Raw genomic sequence first — 22488 nt, 5'->3', positions numbered from 1 at the left:
CTTCGGTAAACCCAATTCTGTCGCAAGCACCTGTTCCATAGCAGCAGCCAACACGAGCGTATGTTTGTTTTTTAGATGCTGCCATCCCATCCCCACGTACGCAAAACGCTTCAAACGTATAAAATTCCGATCCAAAAACCACAAGTCGACACAAATCATGCAAAGAAAATAGGCATCAGGTGCAAAAAAATTACGCAAATCTGGGCAAATGATTCCGGTTGATCCACCTGTTTTCGCTGGAAATGCCAAGGATGGCAATGCAACATGAATCTCACCTCTCCATCCCCGTCTAATCCTTTCATCGCATGAAAGGATTGAATCCTGCGCTTTTGCTTGGTATAGTTGAATCATAAATGTTTCAAAATAATTGTACTATTGGAACGAAAGAGGCGAAACCCGTGTAGGACTCCTTTACGATCTCATTAACAAAATCAATACAAAATAGAGAACGTAAGGGGCGTTACCCTCATGGGAAAAAAACAGTTCGGTTTTCTTGTCGCCGGCCAATCATTGGCTAATATCGGCGATGTCTTTTACATTGTCTCGATGATTACGCTTGTCTATACGATTACGGGTACAGCTGTCTATACGGCGATGTTCCCTGCACTTCGTTGCTTGGCACAGTTTACGAGCGGCATTTTGGCGCCGCTATTGCTGGATCGGTTTCGGCTCCGTTCCATCATTATCGCTTCACAGCTTGGACAGACCATTTTGCTTTTGGGTTTAACGCTTTACTCGACGCAGATCGACTCGCACTCACCATTGTATGGGTTGTATGGATTTATTATTTTGATGGCGCTGCTTGATGGGTGGACGACACCTGCGAGAAACGCGATGATCCCGCTGCTGGTTGAAAAAGATCAGCTGCTGCGAGCCAATGGCCTACTATCCACGGTCGATCAAAGTGTGCAAATGGCTGGTTGGGCAATGGGGGGCGTGCTCGTTGCTTGGTTGGGCGGCACGACCGTTTTATGGCTCACTTTTGCGATGTTTTCGCTTTCTGTCCTCTCACTGTTTTTCATCCGATTGCCGGAATCGGAACGATCCCGGGAGAAGAACAAACCAGGTCTGGGTGACTCCTTGAAAGAAGGCTGGTCATACATTTGGGCGATAAAGCCGATTCGCATTTTGACGACGATGGATTTTCTCGAAGGGATCGCGGGTGGCGTGTGGATGGCTGCCATTCTGCTCGTCTATGTGAATGAAGTGCTGCATCAAGGTGAACAGTGGTGGGGATTTATCAACGCGAGCTATTTTCTGGGGACGATCGCCGGTGGTGTGATCGTGATCGCGCTCGCCAATCAGTTGAACAGCCGCCTTCTCGTCACCGTGATCGGCGGGACGCTCTGCACCGGCTTGTTGACACTGTGCTTCATCCATGTCAGTGTTCCGGTTTGGGCCCTTGTCATCTCCGCTTTGTTTGGGCCGGTTTATCAACTGCAAGCAATCGCCAAACAAACGATATACCAACGGGTCGTCCCGACGAATTTGCTACCAAAAGTATTGTCTGCCCAGGCAGCATTGGCGTATATCACATTTGGCGTTTCCGCAATCGGATTGAGCTATGTTTCCGACCATTTCGGCATCCGGGCGACGTATGACATAGCGGCAGCTCTTATTTTTACGGGTGCGGCATTGGGGTGGTTCTGTCGCAAGGCAATTCGCACCATCACGCAGGTGGAGAGCTAATCCCGAGGTTTTTTACGCAAGAAGAGCTTGTCTGACTGGAAACGCGAATGGTACGATTTGCTTATCACGGAGAATGATGGTAAGCGGCTATTGGAAAGGATGGAAAAACTTGCAGCCGGAAAGAACCCGAATCGTCAGGGGGGAATCTTTCTGGCTGCAAAATGAATTGGCACCAAAGTTCGCTTATTTTCAAAATACGATTCCGCACAATGATAGGGAGAGCTATGAGAAATCCATGCTACTTTTTGGCCATTGTTCATCATGCAACTGAAGATACGATTTTCTTTGATCTCTATCACATAACGAAACCGCTTTACGGCGATCAGACGCGAGAATTGATCAAGTCGGCCGTCTCGCTTCCGAACCGTTATTTTGATTTTTTGATCCATAGCGGTGTTTTAGAGATGCAGGGATTGGAAAGCTATCAGCCGACACAAGTCCATGCGGTGGCAATCGGCATGAATATCAAATCGCTCGGGACCAACGTGCTGTTCGATATGTGCTTCTCCCCGCAAACCTACAAGCTGTGGCAAAATTCCGATGCCGCGATCGAAGAGATCAATTTGCCGGCGGACATTTTTGAAGAATATGTGTATCGCTTGGGCGCACTGAGCCGGTTCCGCTATTTGGGCAAAATCGATGACCCGCTAACGGCAACACAAATTGGGGAAAACGACATGATTGAATTCAAGCGTGACTTCCTCAACTCCAAAAGCGCCATCATCAAAGCGGTCGTCGCCTTTGCGAACAGCAACAACGGCAACCTATACCTTGGCATCAATAACGATAACACGATCGCAGGCATCAATGAGGAGTTGGCCCATTACGGCGATCCAGACAAATACATGCTCGCGATTACTCAGTATATTCAAGACAAAACGACGCCGCTTTTGGCGCCTTTTCCCAAGATTTCGATCAAAAAAGTCGATGATAAGTACGTGGCGTGCATTTTTGTCGAAGTAGGATCGGAGCTGATTTGCGGATTGGACAAAAACAACGAAAAATTTGTCTCCATTCGGACGAATAATCGCTCCATCATCGTCCGCGATCCGCATCAAATCGGTGAAATTTACGTGAAACGCAAGCTTGGTACGGAAGTAAGCCGCCGTTTGGGTTTGCTGTAAAAGCAAAAGAGACAAAAGAAAAGCATCATACAAAAGGGAGCAGGGGGAATTACGAAAGGAGGACGCTCAATGAGGGCTTGCTTGCATGCTTGGACGATGTTCCTGGCGATACTGGCATGTTCTATTTCTGCGGGTTGCTCTGAAGGTACCACGAAGCCTGTGACAGACAACGATTCCCATGCAACTTCCATGATCCAAGAGCAGTTCGGCACGATTGATAAAGTATCGGTTATGACCACCGATGGCCAGGAGATTTTCCTGAATAAACATGAGTTTTTGCAAAACGCCGAGAACATGGCGGCGTTCTTGCCGCAACAGCTTGAAAAGCTGAAAACAGACGATGCCCGCTTCACGCTGATTGTTTACCGTTCACAATCGGCGCCTTTTGTGTTGGAAATCGGCCCTGGCGGTGAAGCCATGAACGCTTTATACCATTGGATTCGCAAAGAGACGGCAGCGGCCGTCTTCCAACAAATTCATATTCGTACGCTGGAAGTGGCTGCAACTGACTTGGAGCTGCACTACATTCCGACCGATGAAGAAACGGCAAAAATAAGCAAGCTGCTCACAACCGCAACCTATTCTGAAACCACAGAACCATTGCAATACTCCCTCTATCCCGGCTATCAGCTGGTGATCAATACGCCGGAACGCGCGATTGCTGCCCAACTCCTTTCCCCGAGCCTGATCGGATTGTCACTCGGTAAAGAACATTTGTTTTATACGGTTTCCACGGATCTGTTTTCCGCAGTCGCGGACTGGCTCCCGCCGGAAAAAGGGGGAGTACCGGATGTATTTGACCCGTTGCTGCAAGCGACAAAAGTGATTCTCGCCCCAACCGGTGAAGGGATGTCCGACACCTTGACTTATGATCCGGCCGAATCAAGCCGGTATATGGGGTTGCTGCATGAAACCGTCCGGGAATTGAAACGCGCCCGCCCTTTATCGACGCCTTCCCCAACAACTGCACCAACCTATTATTTGCGTGTGATGACCGGGAATACGGAGCACACGATCCGCGTTTACGGCGACACGTTTCGCTATGAAGGGAAAATGTACCAACAATCCGAATTGCAGGAGTTTTTGCGAGAGTATCGCCAGATTATCAGCAAATAAATGCGATTCATGGAAACCCCAAGATTGGGCAAGGATATAGGAAACGAGATTTTTAGAAGTGAAATGGACTACCATATTTGCAGATTATGTCGTAATATAGTCTTGTTGTACAGATTTGTGGCAGGATTTTGACACAGGGGAGAACTTGGAAACCTTCTCACTGAGTCAGAGCACTGCTGATCTGCTCTACGATCTGACATAGGAGGATGGAGAATGAACATTCATGAGTATCAAGGTAAAGAGATACTGAGACAGTACGGTGTGAAAGTTCCTGATGGGCGTGTAGCGTTCACTGTTGAAGAAGCAGTTGAAGCAGCGAAAGCATTGGGAACTTCCGTTTGCGTCGTAAAAGCGCAAATCCACGCGGGTGGCCGTGGTAAAGCTGGCGGCGTTAAAGTTGCGAAAAACCTGGATGAAGTTCGTACATATGCGGAACAAATCCTGGGCAAAGTGCTGGTTACCCATCAAACTGGCCCAGAAGGTAAAGAAGTAAAACGCCTCTTGATCGAGCAAGGCTGCGACATCAAGAAAGAATACTATGTAGGTTTGGTTGTTGACCGTGCAACGGGCCGCGTTACGATGATGGCGTCCGAAGAGGGCGGTACCGAAATCGAAGAAGTGGCTGAACATAGCCCGGAAAAAATCTTCAAAGAAGTAATCGATCCGGTAACCGGTCTGAATATGTTCCAAGCGCGCCGCCTGGCTTATGCGATCAACATTCCGAACGCATTGGTAAACAAAGCGGTTAAATTCATGATGAGCTTGTACCAAGCATTCGTAGATAAAGATTGCTCGATCGCTGAAATCAACCCATTGGTTGTAACGGGCGACGGTGAAGTGATGGCGCTGGACGCCAAACTGAACTTCGACAGCAACGCGCTGTTCCGTCATCCTGACATCGTGGCATTGCGCGATCTGGATGAAGAAGATCCGAAAGAAATTGAGGCTTCCAAATTCGATCTGTCTTACATCGCGCTTGATGGTAACATCGGCTGCATGGTAAACGGTGCAGGTCTCGCGATGGCGACAATGGATATCGTTAACTTCTACGGCGGTCAACCTGCGAACTTCCTCGATGTAGGGGGCGGAGCGACGGAAGAGAAAGTAACCGAAGCCTTCAAAATCATCTTGTCCGATGAGAAAGTAAAAGGGATCTTCGTTAACATCTTCGGCGGTATCATGAAGTGCGACATCATTGCAAACGGTGTTGTAGGTGCAGCGAAACAAGTAAAATTGGATCGTCCGCTGGTCGTTCGTCTGGAAGGTACGAATGTTGAGCTGGGCAAAAAGATCCTCAACGAATCCGGCTTGAACATCGTAGCAGCTGAATCCATGGCTGATGGTGCCGAGAAAATCGTTGCTCTCGTGAAGTAAGCATTTTCATCGTTCCAAAAAGTGCATGCGCAATAGCGCGCTGACTTGGTTGGACCAGAAGAAAAACATTCGTTTGCAAGGCAAGAAGTTTTTCTTATGAACCGATACGTAAGAAAAGGTGGGAACTATACGCGATGAGTATCCTCGTTAATAAAAATACAAAAGTAATTACGCAAGGGATTACTGGTGCTACTGGTCTGTTCCATGCGAAAGGTGCCCTCGAATACGGTACACAAATGGTTGGCGGTGTAACACCAGGCAAAGGCGGCACTGAGGTGGAAGGCATCCCGGTTTTCAACACCGTTGCGGAAGCGGTTGCGGCTACAGGTGCGAACGCGTCTGTTATTTATGTTGCGCCTCCATTCGCTGCTGATGCGATCATGGAAGCGGTTGACGCTGAGCTGGACCTCGTGATCTGCATCACGGAAGGTATTCCAGTTATCGACATGATCAAAGTGAAACGCTACATGGAAGGCAAAAAGACTCGCCTGATCGGTCCTAACTGCCCAGGCGTTATCACTCCAGGCGAATGCAAAATCGGTATCATGCCTGGCTACATCCACACACCAGGTAAAGTGGGCATCGTTTCCCGCTCCGGTACCCTCACGTACGAAGCAGTGCACCAAACGTCCACTCGCGGCATTGGTCAATCCACTGCGGTTGGTATCGGTGGAGACCCTGTAAACGGTACCAACTTCATCGATGTACTGAGCCTGTTCAATGAAGATCCAGACACGGAAGCAGTCATCATGATCGGTGAAATCGGCGGTACAGCGGAAGAAGAAGCGGCTGAATGGATCGCTGCTAACATGAAAAAGCCGGTAATCGGCTTCATCGGCGGTCAAACTGCGCCTCCAGGAAAACGCATGGGCCATGCTGGTGCTATCATCTCCGGCGGTAAAGGTACAGCAGCTGAAAAAATCGCGAAACTGGAATCCTGCGGTGTTCGCGTAGCGAAAACACCTGCAGTGATCGGTGAAACGCTGGTAGAAGTATTGAAAGAAAAAGGCTTGCTGGAAAAAGTAATGAGCAAGTAAGATACTTTTGAAAAGGGGGACGGCTTTGCCGTCTTCTTTTTTTACGCCCAAAACGCTTTGCAAGATTCATATTTTTGCGAATGCTTCTGTCTCTTCCTATAATATAGAGAAAAATGGAGGGGGAGCGCGGAGTGAAAGAGAATCTGCTAGAACGAGATTGGCTCTATTCGTTACGGATACGAAAAGGGGTGGGAAGGCGGACGTTGCAGCGCCTGTTTGACATGTATGGATGCTTTTCCGTAATCGGTCAGCTTGATCGAGAAGAATTGTGCCGGGAGTTGCAGCTCTCGCCAGCAATCGGCGCAGCTCTTCGCTCCCAACTGGTCCCCGAGCAAATCGAACGGGAGAAACAAAGACGGCTCGTGGCGGGACAGCGCTTCATCTGTATCCTTGATCCGGAGTTTCCGGAGAGTTTGCGTGAAATTCCAGACCCGCCGATGCTGCTGTTTTATGAAGGGGAGTTGTCGTTGCTGCAAAAACCGTTGGTTGCTGTCGTCGGCGCTCGAAAGCCAACTTCATACGGAAGGTCCGCCTGTCAATTTTTGACGGAACAACTGTCGAATCTTGGGGTAGGAATCGTATCCGGTCTTGCCCTCGGGATCGACGCAATCGCCCATCAGACAGCGATTCGAACCGGAGGAGCGACGATCGCCGTGCTCGGCTGCGGGCTCGATATCGTCTACCCGCGCTCCAACGCTGGGCTTTTTGCCCAAATCAAGGAAAAAGGCTTGATTGTAAGTGAACATCCGTACGGCACCAGCCCTCTACCAGGGCTTTTTCCTGAACGAAATCGCATCATCAGCGGGCTTTCGCTCGGGACCTTGGTGGTGGAAGCAGCGGAAAAAAGTGGTTCTTTAATCACAGCTGACTGCGCATTAGAGCAAGGAAGGGATGTATTCGCCGTGCCGGGGCCGATTTTTTCAGAAATGAGCGTAGGTCCGCATAATTTGATAAAACAGGGAGCAAAGCTAGTAACAAATGCAGCTGATCTGGCGGAAGAGTGGATCGGACGGCTTGCCACAGGTGTGCACATCCCGTTGCGCGAAAAACCGAAGGTAAACGATGAAGAGCAGGAAATATTGTCATTGCTCTCACATGAGCCGCTCCATTTCAATCAGCTGTCAGGCTTGGTGAAAACGGAGAGTACCCGCATGCTCAACAAGCATTTGCTGATGCTGGAAACAAAGGGTCTGATCCGGAGTTTGCCGGGCGGCTTTTATGTCAAAAACTAAAAATCAAGAGCTTATCCTGCCAAATGTTTGACAAATGCAACTTGCTTATTGAATAATAGGGGAGATTCTATACCTGAAGGGGGAGGAAGGAATTGGCAGATACGCTAGTGATCGTCGAGTCCCCGGCGAAGGCAAAAACAATTGGAAAATACCTCGGTGGAAAATATATTGTAAAAGCTTCGATGGGCCATGTTAGAGATCTCCCTAAAAGTCAGATGGGTGTAGATGTGGAGAAGGGGTTTGAACCGAAATACATCACGATTCGCGGCAAGGGAGATGTGCTGAAGGTTTTAAAGGATGCTGCGAAAAAAGTGAAGAAAATATATCTCGCAGCCGACCCGGATCGCGAAGGAGAAGCGATCGCGTGGCATCTGGCGCAATATCTGGGATTGGATACAAGCCAGCCGCTTCGCGTGGTGTTCAATGAAATTACCAAAGATGCGATTAAGGAAGCATTCAAACATCCGCGCCATATCAATATGGACCTGGTGAATGCCCAACAGGCACGGCGTATTCTCGACCGGCTGGTGGGTTATAATATCAGCCCGATTCTGTGGAAAAAAGTTCGCAAAGGTCTCAGTGCCGGTCGCGTTCAATCGGTAACGGTCAAAATGATCATCGACAGGGAAAAAGAAATCAATGCATTTATCCCTGAAGAGTATTGGACGATCACGAATACGATGCTGTATGAAGGAAAGTCGTTTGAGGCGCGCTTTTACGGCTACGATGGTGAAAAAGTGGAGCTGCATTCCGAACAGGAAGTACAGGAAGTGCTCGCGCGGATCAAAGACCAAACGTACATCGTGAAAAAGGTGACCAAGAAAGAACGCAAACGGAATCCTGCACCGCCATTCACCACCAGCTCGCTTCAGCAGGAAGCGGCCCGAAAGCTCAATTTCCGTACAGCAAAAACCATGATGTTGGCACAGCAATTGTATGAAGGGATCGACTTGGGGAAAGAAGGCACAGTCGGTTTGATTACATACATGCGTACTGACTCAACCCGCATCTCCCAGACTGCGCAAAATGAGGCGAAAGAATTTATCCTCTCCACGTATGGACCGACCTATTCCCCGGAAGAAGCGCGAGTTCACGGCAAAAGCGAAGGGGCGCAGGATGCGCATGAAGCGATTCGGCCTACTTCGGTATTGAGAACGCCTGAAGAGATGAAAGCCTTTTTGGGTAGGGACCAGCTGCGTCTATACCGATTGATCTGGGAACGCTTTGTTGCCAGTCAAATGTCTTCTGCCGTTCTCGATACGATGAGCGTGGACATCGAGGTGAACCAGGTGATCTTCCGTGCGAGCGGTTCAAAGATTAAATTCCCTGGTTTCATGAAAGTCTATGTGGAAGGCAGCGACGACGGCGGCAACGAGGATGAAAAATTTCTGCCGCCGATTGAAGAAGGACGCGAGGTACAGGAGGAAAACATCGAGCCGAACCAGCATTTCACCCAGCCGCCACCACGTTATACAGAGGCACGGCTTGTCAAAACGCTGGAGGAAAACGGAATCGGACGTCCATCCACCTATTCTCCCACGCTTGAGACAATCCAGAAGCGTGGCTATGTGGCGCTTGATGAGAAACGGTTTGTGCCAACTGAACTGGGGGAAATCGTCATATCCTTGGTGGAGGAGTTTTTTCCTGAAATCCTCGATGTAGAATTTACCTCCCAAATGGAGTCGGAGCTTGACCATATTGAGGATGGGGTAACCAATTGGATCAAAGTGCTCGATGAATTTTATGGTGACTTTGCCAAACGCGTCGCGGTGGCAGAGGAAGAAATGAAGGAAGTCGAGCTGAAAGACGAGGAGTCGGACGAGGTTTGTGAGCTGTGCGGCAGCGTCATGGTTTATAAACTGGGCCGCTTTGGCAAGTTCCTCGCTTGCTCCGGCTTCCCGGATTGCCGCAATACGAAACCGATCGTCAAGGAAATTGGCGTGACCTGCCCTTCTTGTCACGAAGGCTCCATCATCGAACGGAAAAGCAAAAAGAGCCGGGTGTTTTATGGCTGCAACCGCTATCCGGAATGTGAATACGTGTCATGGGACAAACCGATTTCACGGCCATGTCCAAAATGCAACAGCTTGATGGTCGAGAAAAAACGGAAAAAACAAGGGGTCAGCGTCGTGTGCACGAGCTGTGACTACATGGAGGAAGCAGACACCTGATTGGGACCAAGATTCTAAAGCAGTGGAGGAAGTCAGCATGACAAAATCTTATGTAACCGTAGTTGGCGCTGGATTGGCGGGAAGTGAGGCAGCCTGGCAGATTGCCCAGGCTGGCGTTCCTGTCAAGCTGTACGAAATGCGTCCGAAAGTGCAGACACCTGCGCACCATACGGAAAAATTCGCAGAATTGGTCTGCAGCAATTCCCTTCGCGCCAATTCGCTAACCAATGCGGTCGGCGTATTAAAGGAAGAAATGAGAAGGCTCGGGTCCGTCATTATCGAAGCAGCGGATCGCTGCGCCGTTCCGGCGGGCGGCGCACTTGCCGTCGACCGGCATGAATTTGCCGATTACGTCACGGAAGCGGTGCGCAACCATCCGCTCATCGAGGTCATTACCGATGAAATCACCGAGCTGCCGGAAGGGCCGACCGTGATTGCAAGCGGCCCGCTCACTTCTCCGGCACTGTCTTCTACGTTAAAAGAACTGACCGGTGAAGAGTATCTGTATTTCTACGATGCGGCGGCACCGATCATTGAAAAAGATTCGATCGACATGAACAAAGTCTTCGTAGCTTCCCGTTACGATAAAGGTGAGGCAGCATATCTCAATTGCCCAATGTCAGAGGAAGAGTTCAATCGATTCTATGAGGCATTGATTACGGCGGAGACGGTACCGCTGAAAGAGTTTGAGAAAGAAATTTTCTTTGAAGGCTGCATGCCGATTGAAGTGATGGCAAACAGAGGCCGTCAGACCATGCTGTTCGGACCGCTGAAGCCGGTAGGACTCATCGATCCGAATACAGGGAAACAGCCGTATGCCGTCATCCAGCTGAGACAGGACAACAGCGCTGCAACGCTTTATAATATGGTAGGCTTCCAGACGCATCTGAAGTGGCCGGATCAAAAACGGGTATTTTCGATGATTCCTGGGCTGGAAAATTGCGAGATTATCCGCTACGGTGTCATGCATCGCAATACGTTCATCAACTCGCCGAAGCTTTTGCGTCCCACCTATCAATACCGCGAGCGCGACGACCTGTTTTTCGCAGGGCAAATGACAGGCGTGGAAGGGTATGTGGAATCAGCCGCTTCCGGACTTTTGGCAGGGATGAATGCTGCGCGGCTGGTGAAGGGGGAAGAGCTTTTGGTACTACCGCAAGAAACGGTGATGGGCAGCATGGCTCATTACATCACAACGACGGCAGCCAAGCATTTTCAACCGATGAACGCGAATTTTGGGCTGTTACCTGATTTGCCTGAGCGAATCCGCAACAAAAAAGAAAAAAACGAGCGGATCGCAGAACGGGCGTTGAATACAATTCAGAATTTTACACAAAAACGACACACAATTGGTTGAATATCTAAATTTGCTTGTGGTACTATAAAGGTGCTTTTGGGGGGAGTGCTTCAGAAATGAACTCTGCTCAATTTTCACGGGAAGTCGATGCTTACACGGACTACTTGAAGGTGGAAAAAAACGCCTCGCTTCACACCATCAACAACTACGTTGCAGATATACATGAATTTGTTGCATTTATGAAACAGCACCAAATCAACTCATTGGCTGCTGTTTCTTCTTTGCACGGGCGCTCTTTTTTGGCCCGCTTGGCAGGTCAAGGGTTGAAGCGCCGGAGCATCGCCCGGAAATTGTCTAGTTTGCGGAGCTTTTATCGCTTTCTGATGCGCGAAGGGGTTGTGACGCAAAATCCGTTTCAAGCTGTATCTACACCGAAAGTAGAAAAGAAGCTGCCTTCCTTTCTCTATCCGCAAGAGATCGAACGATTGCTGACTGCACCCGATGCCACGACACCGCTCGGGCAGCGGGACCGGTTGATCTTTGAGCTGTTGTATGCAAGTGGAATTCGTGTGTCAGAACTGGTAACACTAGAAGTAAAGGCGATTAATCTTTCGATGGGCGTTGCGCTTGTGTTCGGAAAAGGCGCGAAGGAGCGGTATGTGCCGATTGGCAGCTATGCCATTTCCGTGATCCGCGATTACCTCGCATCCGGCCGACCGCAATTGCTGGCGGGAAAAGCCGACTCGGGCAGGCTGCTGCTCAACTATCGCGGGGAACCGCTCACAGATCGCAGCGTGCGCCGCATCGTCGATAAATACGTAGAGGAAACGGCTTTACATTTGAGCATCTCACCGCACACGTTTCGGCATACCTTTGCTACCCATATGTTGAATGCAGGGGCGGATTTGCGGACGGTTCAGGAATTGCTTGGACACGTGAACATCTCTACCACGCAAATTTATACACATGTGACCAAAGAACGGCTTCGTGAAGTGTACGATTCTGCACATCCACGGGCAGAGAAACACGGGAGGTGAAGGACGATGGAACAATTTCATGCGACAACAATTTTTGCAATTCATCATCAAGGTGCTGCGGCGATGGCGGGAGACGGTCAAGTTACGTTCGCGAACAGCATGGTTATGAAGCATGGGGCAAAAAAAGTGCGCAGGCTCTATCGCGGTGAAGTTGTAGCCGGATTTGCGGGCTCTGTGGCCGATGCCATCACGCTTTTTGAAAAGTTTGAAGGGAAGCTCGAGGAGTATCATGGCAACCTGCAGCGCGCAGCGGTGGAACTCGCCAAGGAATGGCGGGGCGATAAGATTCTGCACAAGTTGGAAGCGATGATGATCGTCATGAATGCTTCCCATCTGTTGCTCATTTCGGGAAACGGCGAAATCATCGAACCGGATGACGGAATCTTGGCAATCGGCTCAGGTGGCAGTTTTGCCCTGTCAGCAGGCCGCGCCTTGAAAAAATATGCTCCACATCTTACGGCGCGAGAAATAGCAGAAGCTTCCTTGCTGACAGCGGCGGAAATTTGCGTGTTTACGAATTCCAATCTAGTGGTAGAAGAGATAAAGAGCTAAGCGAAAGGGAGGATGTCAAATGCTTGCGTTAGAACAGTTAACTCCCAGATCTATCGTCGAACATCTTGACAAATATATCGTTGGGCAGTCGCAAGCCAAAAAGGCAATTGCCGTTGCTCTGCGAAATCGCTATCGACGCAGCAAGCTTCCCGAAGGATTGAAAGAAGATGTGGTGCCGAAAAACATTTTGATGATTGGCCCAACCGGCGTAGGGAAAACAGAGATAGCCCGCCGGATTGCCAAGCTGACAGGTGCGCCGTTTGTAAAGGTGGAAGCGACCAAATTTACCGAAGTCGGTTATGTCGGCCGCGATGTTGAATCGATGGTGCGCGATTTGATCGAATCGGCCATTCGTATCGTGAAAAACGAAAAGATGGAGACCGTTCAGGACAAGGCGGAAAAACTGGCAAACGAAGCGCTGGTCAATCTGCTTGTTCCATCCAAAAAACAGGCGAGCACGTTCAAAAATCCGCTGGAAATGCTGTTTGGCAACCAAAACCAGCAGCAGAACACGCAAAACGATCCAGATGACGCAAACATTCAACAAACGCGCAGACAAGTCGCATTCCAATTGGCAGCAGGCCAGTTAGAAGAGCAGATGGTAGAGATCGAGGTAGAGGATCAGGCACCATCGATGCTCGATATGTTTCAGGTTCCGGGGGCGGAGCAAATGGGGATGCAGATGCAGGATATGCTCGGCAGCCTCATGCCCAAAAAGACGAAGAAACGAAAATTGCGAATTAAAGAAGCGCGAAAGGTATTAATCCAGCAAGAAGCGCAAAAACTGGTGGATATGGATGAAGTCATTCAAGAATCCATCAATCGGGTGGAACAGCATGGCATCATCTTCATCGACGAGATCGACAAGATTGCCGGCAAAGATGGACGCGGGCCTGACGTATCACGTGAGGGTGTGCAGCGCGATATTTTGCCGATCGTAGAAGGCTCAACCGTGATGACCAAATATGGTCCGGTGAAAACAGACTACATTTTGTTCATCGCCGCAGGAGCGTTTCATATCGCAAAACCGTCTGATCTCATTCCGGAATTGCAAGGGCGCTTCCCGATTCGTGTGGAGCTTAGCAGCCTCAAAGTCGACGACTTCGTTCGAATTTTGACTGAGCCCAAAAATGCGCTGATCAAGCAATATGTCGCTCTGCTCGAGACCGAAGGGATCCGGGTAGAGTTTACGCCAGAGGCCATCCATGAGATTGCCGTCCTGGCTACTGAAGTGAATCAATCGACAGACAACATCGGGGCACGACGGTTGCATACCATTTTGGAAAAGCTGCTCGAAGATTTATCATTCGAAGCGCCGGACATCCATCTGGAGGTTGTGCAAATCACGCCGGCCTATGTGCAGGAAAAGCTGGCAACCATTGTGAAAAACCGTGATTTGAGTCAATACATCTTGTAAAACTACCACTGCGAAAAGTGAATATCAGGAGGACTTTAAAATGGATTTGCTTTCTAAGACAAGAAGAATCAATCGGATGTTGCAAAAATCTGCAGGACATGCGGTCAATTTCAACGAGATGGCGCAAGTCTTGAGCGATGTCATCGATGCAAATATTTATGTGTTGTCCCGCAAAGGGAAACTGTTAGGCTATGAAGTTGCACAAGAAGTGGACAACGACCGCATTCGCAAAATGGTCGAAGAGCGCCGCTTCCCGGAAGCCTATAACAACAACCTGCTGAAAGTGGAAGAAACGTCAGCAAACCTGGATATCGACAGCCCCTATACAGCATTCCCTGTGGAAATGAAAGATGTGTTCCGCTCCGGATTGACGACGATCGTTCCTGTTATCGGCGGCGGTGACCGTTTGGGTACGCTGATTTTGGCTCGTCTGAACAAAAGCTTCGTTGAGGATGATTTGATCCTGGCTGAAGTAGGGGCAACGGTTGTCGGGATGGAAATTTTGCGTGAACGCGCGGAAGCGATTGAGGAAGAAGCGCGCAGCAAAGCGGTTGTACAAATGGCGATCGGTTCTTTGTCTTACAGCGAACTGGAAGCAGTTGAACACATTTTCGACGAGCTGGAAGGAAAAGAAGGCTTGCTCGTTGCTTCTAAAATTGCGGACCGTGTCGGTATTACCCGCTCTGTGATCGTAAACGCGCTGCGCAAGCTGGAAAGCGCAGGCGTAATCGAATCCCGCTCGCTGGGGATGAAAGGAACATTCATCAAAATTTTGAACGAAAAGCTGCTCCCTGAGCTGGAGAAGCTGAAAACTTCCTAAAAGGTAGGTAGGCATAGGTAACTACTGCTGCGAGCCTACGAAAAAAACAGCTTACGACTGTAAGCTGTTTTTTTGTTTGAGACATATTCAAAAAGCTCCTCGTTGGATGATATTTCCTTACATTTGGAACTATTTGTAGGTTGAAAATAGGAAAATCGTGAAATAGTGCTTATGAATCAAATTAGGAGCTTCCATAAGATAGGGCTTTTTTACAAAATATGATTTTGATATGATTATTCGTGTTGAGTTGTCGAATCAGCAGGAATTATGGGGTCAATTGTTGAACTGGTAGTTATGTAATGGAGGGATTGCGAGTGTTATTTAATCAGACTTTGGGGATTATGGAGAGATCGCTGGATGCTTCCTCCCTCAGACTACGCACGATTCAAAACAATATCGCCAATGTGGATACGCCGCAGTACAAAAGCAAACAGGTAAATTTTGAAAGCATGTTGCAGGCGGAGCTGAACGGCGATAGCGAAAATTTGCAAGCCTACCGAACCGATGCCCGGCACATACCGTTTTCTGACACTGGCTCAATTCCGCTGCCGACGATTACATCAAATTCGGGTTTGATCATGCAAAATAACGGGAATAACGTCGATATCGAATATGAAGAAGCACAGCTAGCAAAAACACAGCTTTACTATCGAGGTTTGGCGGATATGACCAACAGCTATTTTGTCAAAATGAAGAGTGTTATCGATGGCGGGAGGTAGAAAGTAGTGGGAATGTTTCAAGGGATTGATTCAAGTGCTTCTGCCCTAACCGCAAACCGTTTGCGCCTGGATGTGATTGCGGCCAACCTGGCAAATGCAGAGTCGACGAGAGCGCAAATGGTAAACGGCGTGTGGCAACCTTATCGTCGGAAAATGGTGGATCTTGCACCGAAAACGAACGAGTCGTTCGATAACTTTTTGCAAATGGCAATGGGCTCCGTTTCGCCCCAAGTCGAACAAGGCGTGCGCGTGACTGCCATTCGGGAAGACAGCACACCATTTCGCCGCGTGTATAATCCTGAGCACCCGGATGCTGATAAAGATGGCTATGTCTTTCTTCCTAACGTGGATACCATGAAGGAAATGGTTGACATGATTTCTGCATCGCGCGCTTATGAAGCGAACGTGACTGCGTTGAACGCGGCTAAGAGCATGATGCTGAAGGCGCTGGACATTAATGGGAGATAGGAGAAAGTAAAAAAATGGAGATTAACGGCTTATCTAATATCAGCATGATGCAACTGACGACACCAAAAACACCAACGGTTGCTGAAACAACAAAATCGTTCGGTGACTATTTGTCGAATGCACTCGATACCGTAAATGAAGCACAAGTTACTTCTGACAAACTTACGCAACAATTTGCTGCTGGTCAAGTCCAGGATGTGCACCAGGTAACAATTGCCGGTCAGAAAGCAACGATTCTTTTGCAGCTTACGACGCAAGTGCGCAATAAAGTGATTGAATCGTATCAAGAAATTATGCGCATGCCGTTGTAACGAATCGTTGTTATTTCTCTGGCGAGGTGAAACATGAACGAACGTCTTCTCCAATATAAAAATCAGATTGTAGAAAAATGGAATAGTTTAACGAGAAAGCAAAAATTGATTTTTTCCTCGATCGTCATTTTTTTGCTCGTTTCACTCGGCCTATACATATACATTGCGTCGAGACCGGTTTATGTTCCGTTGTTCAAGCAACCACTGAGTGAGCAAGAGATCGGAACGATCAAGCAAGAACTGGATTCCAGCAAAGTCGATTACCATATCATCAACAACGGTACAGGAATTGAAGTGCCGCAAGTGAACGCGCAGGATGTCATCGTGGATTTGGCAGCAAAAGGGATTCCGAGCACAGCGGGAATCAGCACGCAAATTTTCACCGGGACAAGCTCTTTCGGGATCACGGATCGTCAATTCGATGTGCTGAAAAAAGACGCGCTGCAGGCCGAATTGAAAAAAATGCTGGAGCGGGTAGATGGGGTACAGACCGCGCAAGTGATGCTCACGCTACCGAATGATGACGTGTGGGTGACCGAGACGAAAGAACAGGCATCGGCATCGGTGATTGTGCAGATCGAACCAGGCAAACAGTTAACACCCGAACAGACGAGGGCCTTATATTTTATTGTTTCTCGAAGTGTACCGAACTTGCCAACCGATAAAATTACGATTACCGACCAATACTCGAATTTGCTGAAATTGCCTGACACAGATGATTCGACCAACTCGATGACTGCTTATCAGCAGCAGGAGAAAATCAAAGCGGAAGTTCAAGCCAATATTCAAAAAGATATTTACAATTTCCTCGGCGTCATTATGGGGCGAGATAAAGTCATTGTGCAGACAGCCGTGAAAATGGACTTTGCCACTGAGAAGCGCGAAGAAAAACTGGTGACAGCGCCGGATACAACCAATAACGAGGGATTGGTCATCAGCGCGAAAAAACTGTCCGAAACGTTCTCCGGACAAGGGACACCGCCGGGCGGTACTTCCGGAACCGGACAAAACGATGTGCCAAGCTTCCCGGGAACAAGTCAAAATGGCTCAAACAGCAATTATGAAAAAACGGATGATATTGTAAACCGTGAAGTAAACCGGATTACACGCAATATCGTGGAAAGCCCGTACAAACTGGTAGACCTGTCGATCAACGTCGGGGTTGAACCTCCAACGGGCGGTCAGCTTGACCAGCAAACGATGGATAGCATCCGTCAAGTGTTGCGAAATGTGGTCCAAGTATCCTTGAGCGAAAAAGGGGTAACGTTAACTCCAGCCGAGCTCGATCAACGCATTTCCATCTTCCCTCGAACATTCTCGGGGAAAGTTGTGGTCGAGCAGCAGACGGGCTTAAGTCCTTCCTTGCTGATCGGTGCAGGTGTATTGGCACTTCTGGCACTTGGCGCTGTGGGCTATATGGTATTCCGCCGCCGCAAGCAAGCGCAACAGATGCAAGAAGAGTTGACAGACATTCCAGAACCTCAAATTTTCGAGGTTCCTGATTTGCAATATGATGAAAATAGCGATGAGGTTGTTGTGCGAAAACAACTCGAAAAACTGGCGCGTAGTAGGCCGGACGAGTTTGTCGTCTTGCTCCGTACCTGGTTAGCTGAAGATTAGGGAGTGAGGTTTATGGCGCGCGGTGCCAAGGAATTGACAGGCCGTCAGAAGGCTGCCATTCTTCTCATCTCGCTTGGGCCGGAAGTATCGGCACAGGTGTTCAAACATTTGCGAGAGGACGAAATTGAGCAGCTGACATTGGAGATTGCCAATGTCAGAAGAGTGGATAACGAGGAAAAAGACAAGATTTTGGCTGAATTTCATCAAATCGCGGTAGCGAAAGATGTCATATCCCAGGGCGGGATCACGTACGCCAAAGAAATCTTGCAAAAAGCGCTGGGTGAAACGAAAGCGATGGATATTATCAATCGCTTGACAGCAAACTTGCAGGTACGCCCGTTTGACTTTGCGAGAAAAGCAGACCCGAATCAAATTTTGAACTTTTTACAGAATGAGCACTCCCAAACGATTGCGCTGGTGCTCGCCTATTTGGAGCCGCAGCAGGCCGCGCTCATTCTCTCCTCGCTGCCGCAGGAACGACAGGCGGATGTTGCAAAGCGCATCGCGTTGATGGACAGCACATCGCCGGAAGTCATCACGCAGGTGGAACAGGTCCTGGAGCAAAAGCTGTCTGCTACCGTTACGCAAGATTACACGCAAGCGGGCGGTATCGAGGCGATCGTCAACGTCCTGAATGGCGTAGACCGCAGTACGGAGCGAACCATTCTTGACTCGCTGGAAATTCAAGACCCTGAGCTTGCGGAAGAGATCAAGAAACGGATGTTCGTATTCGAGGACATCGCCTCCTTGGACAATCGTTCGATTCAGCGCGTGATCCGCGATGTCGAAAACGCAGACCTCCAGCTCTCGCTCAAGGTTGCGAGCGAAGAGGTGCGCGAAACGGTGTTCCGCAACATGTCCAAGCGTATGGCCGAAACGTTCAAAGAAGAAATGGAATTTATGGGACCAGTCCGTCTCCGCGATGTCGAAGAGGCGCAGTCGCGCATCGTCGCTACCATTCGACGCTTGGAAGAGGCGGGTGAAATTATCATAGCCCGCGGCGGAGGGGATGATATCATTGTCTAGGATTTTTAAAGCGTCCAGCTATCAGCATTCAGACGAGAAGATTCTCCTTTCTGTCAAAGCCTCATTGCCCCTTAAGACGGAAGATCTTGGAGAAAAGTTGCAGGAAAATGAGAATTATTTGCATGAAGTCCAACTCGAAGCGCAAACCATCCTCCGCGATGCCGAAGAAATGGCAAAGCGGATATTGGCCGAAGCGGTCGAGCAGGCTGAGTTGAACAAAAATCAGGCAGAAGCCGATATTCAGCAATGGGCCAAGGAGCAGCGCAGGCTGGCAGAGGCCCAAATCGATCAAGACCGCCAGCAGGCGCGCCAGGAAGGGTACCAGCAAGGCCTGATCGAAGGGAAGCAGCAAGCGCTCCAAGAGGAAGAGCAAACCGTTCAGCTGGCCAAGCAAGTGCTGGAAATGGCCTATGCGGAAAAACGGACGATCATCGCTGAAGCAGAGCCGTTTCTCGTAGAGTTATCAACAGAAATCGCGCGGAAAATCATCGGGGCTGAACTGGAACTGGATCAAATGAGGAAGCTGGAGCTGGTAAGCAGGTACTTGCGCCGCTCCCGCGTGCACGGAGACATCTCCCTGTATGTCAATCATGCGGACTATCCCTTTCTCTCGGAACACAGGCAGCAGTTGGCTTCCTTGTTCGATGGACAAGCAGAGCTGCAAATTTTTCCGGATCATACCGTCAAGGATGAAGGCTGCGTGATCCGGACGCCGCTTGGCAGCATCGATGCGCGCATCGATACGCAGCTTGCCGAGATTAAACAAGCGCTGATCGAGATTGCACGGGGAAGTGACGCAGATGAGCCAGCTTGATCTGAAAAAATACGTATACGCGCTCGAACAGATAGATCCCGTCAGAGTGAACGGTAAAGTAACACAGGTCATCGGACTGACGATTGAATCGCATGGCCCCGAGACAAAGCTGGGCGAGGTTTGTCTGATCTACCCGCAGAACGGACAGGAACCGATTATGGCGGAGGTTGTCGGTTTTCGCGATCACAAGGTGCTACTGATGCCGCTTGGCGAGTTAACCGCAGTTGGACCGGGATGCGATGTGGTCGCGACCGGCAAACCGCTATCCGTCAAAGTTGGACCAGAGATACTCGGCTATGTGCTCGATGGGCTTGGAAGACCGATGGACGGTTCGGTGCTCCCGTACGGCTTGACGACGTACCCGACCGAGAACCAGCCGCCGAATCCATTGACCCGGCCGCGTATTGAAGAGAAATTAAATGTTGGCGTCCGGGCGATCGATGGCCTGTTGACAGTTGGCAAAGGGCAGCGTGTCGGGATTTTTGCCGGTTCCGGCGTAGGGAAAAGCACACTCCTGGGCATGATCGCGAGAAACACATCGGCAGATATCAATGTGATCGGATTGATCGGAGAGCGTGGGCGCGAGGTGAAGGAGTTCATCGAGCGCGATCTCGGGGAAGAGGGGCTCAAACGATCCATCCTGGTCGTGGCTACCTCCGACCAGCCTGCTATGATTCGTATCAAAGGCGCGATGCTGGCGACATCCATCGCCGAATATTTTCGCGACCGCGGATTGAACGTCATGCTGATGATGGACTCTGTCACACGTTTTGCGATGGCGCAGCGCGAGGTCGGACTCGCGATTGGCGAGCCGCCGGCAACGAGAGGGTACACGCCTTCCGTATTTGCCATGCTGCCACGCCTGTTGGAGCGTGCGGGAACGTCCCATCTAGGAAGCATCACGGCTTTTTACACCGTGCTTGTCGATTCGGACGACATGAACGATCCGATTGCCGATGCGGTGCGGGGGATTTTGGACGGTCACATCGTGCTGGATCGGAAGATTGCCCAGAAAGGGCATTTTCCGGCGATTGATGTTCTGCAAAGCGTAAGCCGTGTCATGAACGAAATTTGCACGCATCAGCATCTCGATGCGGCACGCACGCTGAAGCGGCATATGGCTACCTATAAAGAAGCGGAAGACCTGATCAACATCGGTGCCTATAAGCAAGGCAGCAATCGCGACATCGATGCGGCCATTCGTTTGCGGGATGTGATTACCGGCTTCACAGCTCAAGGGACACATGAACCGGCAGAGCTGGAGAAGACCATCAATGCGCTGATTGCTCATTTTGGAGGGCTGAACTAATGGCGGTATTTCGCTTTCATCTCCAGAAGATTCTCGATTTGAAGGAAAAGGAACAGGAGCAGGCCGAATGGGCTTTCGGCAAGTCCGTTCAAAAAAAGACCGAGGAAGAAGAGAAGCTGATTCATCTGCATCAGCGCAGGGATCAGCTGACCGATACGCTGCACAAGCTGCAGGAGCAAGCGTGCACGGCAGCCAGGCTGATGGAAATGAATCAATTTCGTCTGGCGATCGACAAGGCGATCGTGCAGCAGGTTGACACCATCTCGGCGTGCGACCGAAACGTGGAGAACTGCAAGCGGACGTTGACGTCCAAAATGCAGGAAAACCAGCTGTGGAGCAAGCTTAAAGAAAAAGAACGCCTCAAATACGACGAGGCTGCAAAATATCGGGAGCAACAGATATTGGATGAGATCGGCCTCGTTCAGTACGTTCGCAGATAGCCGGCTAGGAGGTTCATCATGGAAGAAACCCAGGAAGAGAAATCGTACAGCAAGTGGGAATGGATTTTTTATATGATCATCATCCCGGCCTTGTTTGCGAGCATCCTGGGCGGCGTTCTGCTAAGCTTCTTGGGCGTAAATGTAGTGGGGAAAGTGTTAGGCTGGGCGAATTCAATCCCCTACATTGAAAAAATTGTCCCGGATGTACCGCAGGAAGCCGACCCGGATGCGGCAAAAAAGCAAAACGTGCAGAACCAATTGGTTACGACTCAGACTGATTTGAACAAAAGCAAGCAGCAGCTCGCGCAATTGCAAGGGGAGTCGGCCCAAAAGGACGCCACGATCCAAAACCTGCAAAAACAGGTGCAGGATTTGCAAAAAATGATGGAAGACAAAAAAGCGGATGCCGCAGAACGACAAAAGCAGTTCCAGGATTTATCCAAAATTTATACGAGCATGTCGCCGAAAAACGCAGCTGCCATCGTGGAAAATCTTTCGGTGGAAGAGGCTGTTACGGTGCTTGCCGCAATGAAACCCGAGCAGCGTGCAGACCTTTTGGCGAAAATGGATCCGAAAAAAGCGGCTGACATTTCGATTTTGCTGAAGGATACGACGATTAGCAAAGATGATGACATCGCGGCGCTCCAACAGCGCGTGCAGGTGCTCACCAAGGCGCTGAGCGAGACAAGGCAAGATTCGACCAGCATGGACAATCTCGTCAATTCGTTTTCGCAAATGCCGGCAGCCCGCGCTGCCGAGATCATAACCGCCTTGATGACAACCAACCAAAAGCGGGCGATCTCCATTATGGCAGGCATGGCCAATGACAAGCGCGCGCAAGTGTTGGCCGCCATCGGTGAGAAAAATACCGCGCTTGCTGCTCGCATTACCAGCGAGTTGCTCCGATAGCTCCAC

General features: G+C 49.7%; 21 protein-coding genes. All 21 read left to right on the top strand.

Features of this window, described 5'->3' with window-relative positions:
• The first annotated feature begins 468 nt into the window (after positions 1-468).
• The 21 genes from ACTID9_RS17220 to ACTID9_RS17120 all read left to right on the top strand — a co-directional run bounded on the left by ACTID9_RS17220 (position 469) and on the right by ACTID9_RS17120 (position 22482).
• Positions 469-1689 carry an MFS transporter gene (locus ACTID9_RS17220; protein ID WP_441065906.1) on the top strand — a complete coding sequence of 407 codons (1221 nt, stop codon included), beginning with the start codon at positions 469-471 and terminating at the stop codon, positions 1687-1689.
• Between the two features lie 224 nt (positions 1690-1913).
• Positions 1914-2813, top strand: coding sequence for an AlbA family DNA-binding domain-containing protein (locus ACTID9_RS17215; protein WP_441065904.1), 900 nt, complete (start codon positions 1914-1916; stop codon positions 2811-2813).
• 159 nt (positions 2814-2972) lie between these two features.
• Positions 2973-3929 carry a hypothetical protein gene (locus tag ACTID9_RS17210; protein ID WP_441065902.1) on the top strand — a complete coding sequence of 319 codons (957 nt, stop codon included), beginning with the start codon at positions 2973-2975 and terminating at the stop codon, positions 3927-3929.
• Between the two features lie 213 nt (positions 3930-4142).
• Positions 4143-5303, top strand: coding sequence for an ADP-forming succinate--CoA ligase subunit beta (gene sucC / locus ACTID9_RS17205; protein WP_441065901.1), 1161 nt, complete (start codon positions 4143-4145; stop codon positions 5301-5303).
• 134 nt (positions 5304-5437) lie between these two features.
• Positions 5438-6340, top strand: coding sequence for a succinate--CoA ligase subunit alpha (gene sucD, locus ACTID9_RS17200; RefSeq protein ID WP_122916553.1), 903 nt, complete (start codon positions 5438-5440; stop codon positions 6338-6340).
• A 131-nt stretch (positions 6341-6471) separates the two neighbouring features.
• The gene (gene dprA / locus ACTID9_RS17195; protein WP_441065898.1) at positions 6472-7572 is read left to right on the top strand and encodes a DNA-processing protein DprA; all 1101 of its coding nucleotides are present in this window, start codon (positions 6472-6474) and stop codon (positions 7570-7572) included.
• 92 nt (positions 7573-7664) lie between these two features.
• Complete coding sequence (topA, locus tag ACTID9_RS17190; protein WP_441065896.1) at positions 7665-9743, top strand: type I DNA topoisomerase; 2079 nt, start codon at positions 7665-7667, stop codon at positions 9741-9743.
• A 37-nt stretch (positions 9744-9780) separates the two neighbouring features.
• Positions 9781-11100 (top strand): FADH(2)-oxidizing methylenetetrahydrofolate--tRNA-(uracil(54)-C(5))-methyltransferase TrmFO, encoded by a 1320-nt coding sequence (trmFO, locus tag ACTID9_RS17185; RefSeq protein ID WP_441065894.1) that lies wholly within the window; start codon positions 9781-9783, stop codon positions 11098-11100.
• A 56-nt stretch (positions 11101-11156) separates the two neighbouring features.
• Positions 11157-12077 carry a tyrosine recombinase XerC gene (gene xerC, locus ACTID9_RS17180; RefSeq protein ID WP_441065893.1) on the top strand — a complete coding sequence of 307 codons (921 nt, stop codon included), beginning with the start codon at positions 11157-11159 and terminating at the stop codon, positions 12075-12077.
• Between the two features lie 6 nt (positions 12078-12083).
• Positions 12084-12629 (top strand): ATP-dependent protease subunit HslV, encoded by a 546-nt coding sequence (hslV, locus tag ACTID9_RS17175; protein ID WP_441065891.1) that lies wholly within the window; start codon positions 12084-12086, stop codon positions 12627-12629.
• Positions 12630-12648: 19 nt separating this feature from the next.
• Positions 12649-14046, top strand: a complete 1398-nt coding sequence (hslU, locus tag ACTID9_RS17170; RefSeq protein ID WP_441065889.1) for an ATP-dependent protease ATPase subunit HslU — start codon at positions 12649-12651, stop codon at positions 14044-14046.
• Positions 14047-14086: 40 nt separating this feature from the next.
• A complete protein-coding gene (gene codY / locus ACTID9_RS17165; RefSeq protein WP_441065887.1) occupies positions 14087-14866 on the top strand; it encodes a GTP-sensing pleiotropic transcriptional regulator CodY in 780 nt (259 codons plus the stop codon).
• 314 nt (positions 14867-15180) lie between these two features.
• On the top strand, positions 15181-15585 hold the full coding sequence (flgB, locus tag ACTID9_RS17160) for a flagellar basal body rod protein FlgB (protein WP_441065885.1): 405 nt from the start codon (positions 15181-15183) through the stop codon (positions 15583-15585).
• Between the two features lie 6 nt (positions 15586-15591).
• Positions 15592-16053 carry a flagellar basal body rod protein FlgC gene (flgC, locus tag ACTID9_RS17155; protein WP_441065883.1) on the top strand — a complete coding sequence of 154 codons (462 nt, stop codon included), beginning with the start codon at positions 15592-15594 and terminating at the stop codon, positions 16051-16053.
• A gap of 14 nt (positions 16054-16067) precedes the next feature.
• Positions 16068-16364: a flagellar hook-basal body complex protein FliE gene (fliE, locus tag ACTID9_RS17150; RefSeq protein WP_441065881.1), complete on the top strand. Its 297-nt coding sequence runs from the start codon at positions 16068-16070 to the stop codon at positions 16362-16364.
• 33 nt (positions 16365-16397) lie between these two features.
• Complete coding sequence (fliF, locus tag ACTID9_RS17145; RefSeq protein ID WP_441065879.1) at positions 16398-17984, top strand: flagellar basal-body MS-ring/collar protein FliF; 1587 nt, start codon at positions 16398-16400, stop codon at positions 17982-17984.
• 12 nt (positions 17985-17996) lie between these two features.
• Positions 17997-19010, top strand: a complete 1014-nt coding sequence (fliG, locus tag ACTID9_RS17140; RefSeq protein ID WP_122916541.1) for a flagellar motor switch protein FliG — start codon at positions 17997-17999, stop codon at positions 19008-19010.
• Positions 19011-19107: 97 nt separating this feature from the next.
• Positions 19108-19824, top strand: a complete 717-nt coding sequence (locus tag ACTID9_RS17135) for a FliH/SctL family protein (RefSeq protein ID WP_441065877.1) — start codon at positions 19108-19110, stop codon at positions 19822-19824.
• On the top strand, positions 19811-21133 hold the full coding sequence (gene fliI, locus ACTID9_RS17130; protein WP_441065875.1) for a flagellar protein export ATPase FliI: 1323 nt from the start codon (positions 19811-19813) through the stop codon (positions 21131-21133). Before ACTID9_RS17135 ends, fliI begins: the two co-directional genes overlap by 14 nt.
• Positions 21133-21573, top strand: coding sequence for a flagellar export protein FliJ (gene fliJ / locus ACTID9_RS17125; protein ID WP_441065873.1), 441 nt, complete (start codon positions 21133-21135; stop codon positions 21571-21573). The genes fliI and fliJ overlap by 1 nt, the downstream gene beginning before the upstream one ends.
• Before the next feature lie 18 nt (positions 21574-21591).
• Complete coding sequence (locus tag ACTID9_RS17120; protein WP_441065872.1) at positions 21592-22482, top strand: magnesium transporter MgtE N-terminal domain-containing protein; 891 nt, start codon at positions 21592-21594, stop codon at positions 22480-22482.
• Positions 22483-22488 lie beyond the last annotated feature (6 nt).

This window comes from Brevibacillus fluminis (genome assembly GCF_052072235.1).
Lineage (GTDB): Bacteria > Bacillota > Bacilli > Brevibacillales > Brevibacillaceae > Brevibacillus_D > Brevibacillus_D fluminis_A.
The sequence above is the reverse complement of the archived record's forward strand: the minus strand, read 5'-3'. Positions and strand labels throughout refer to the sequence as shown.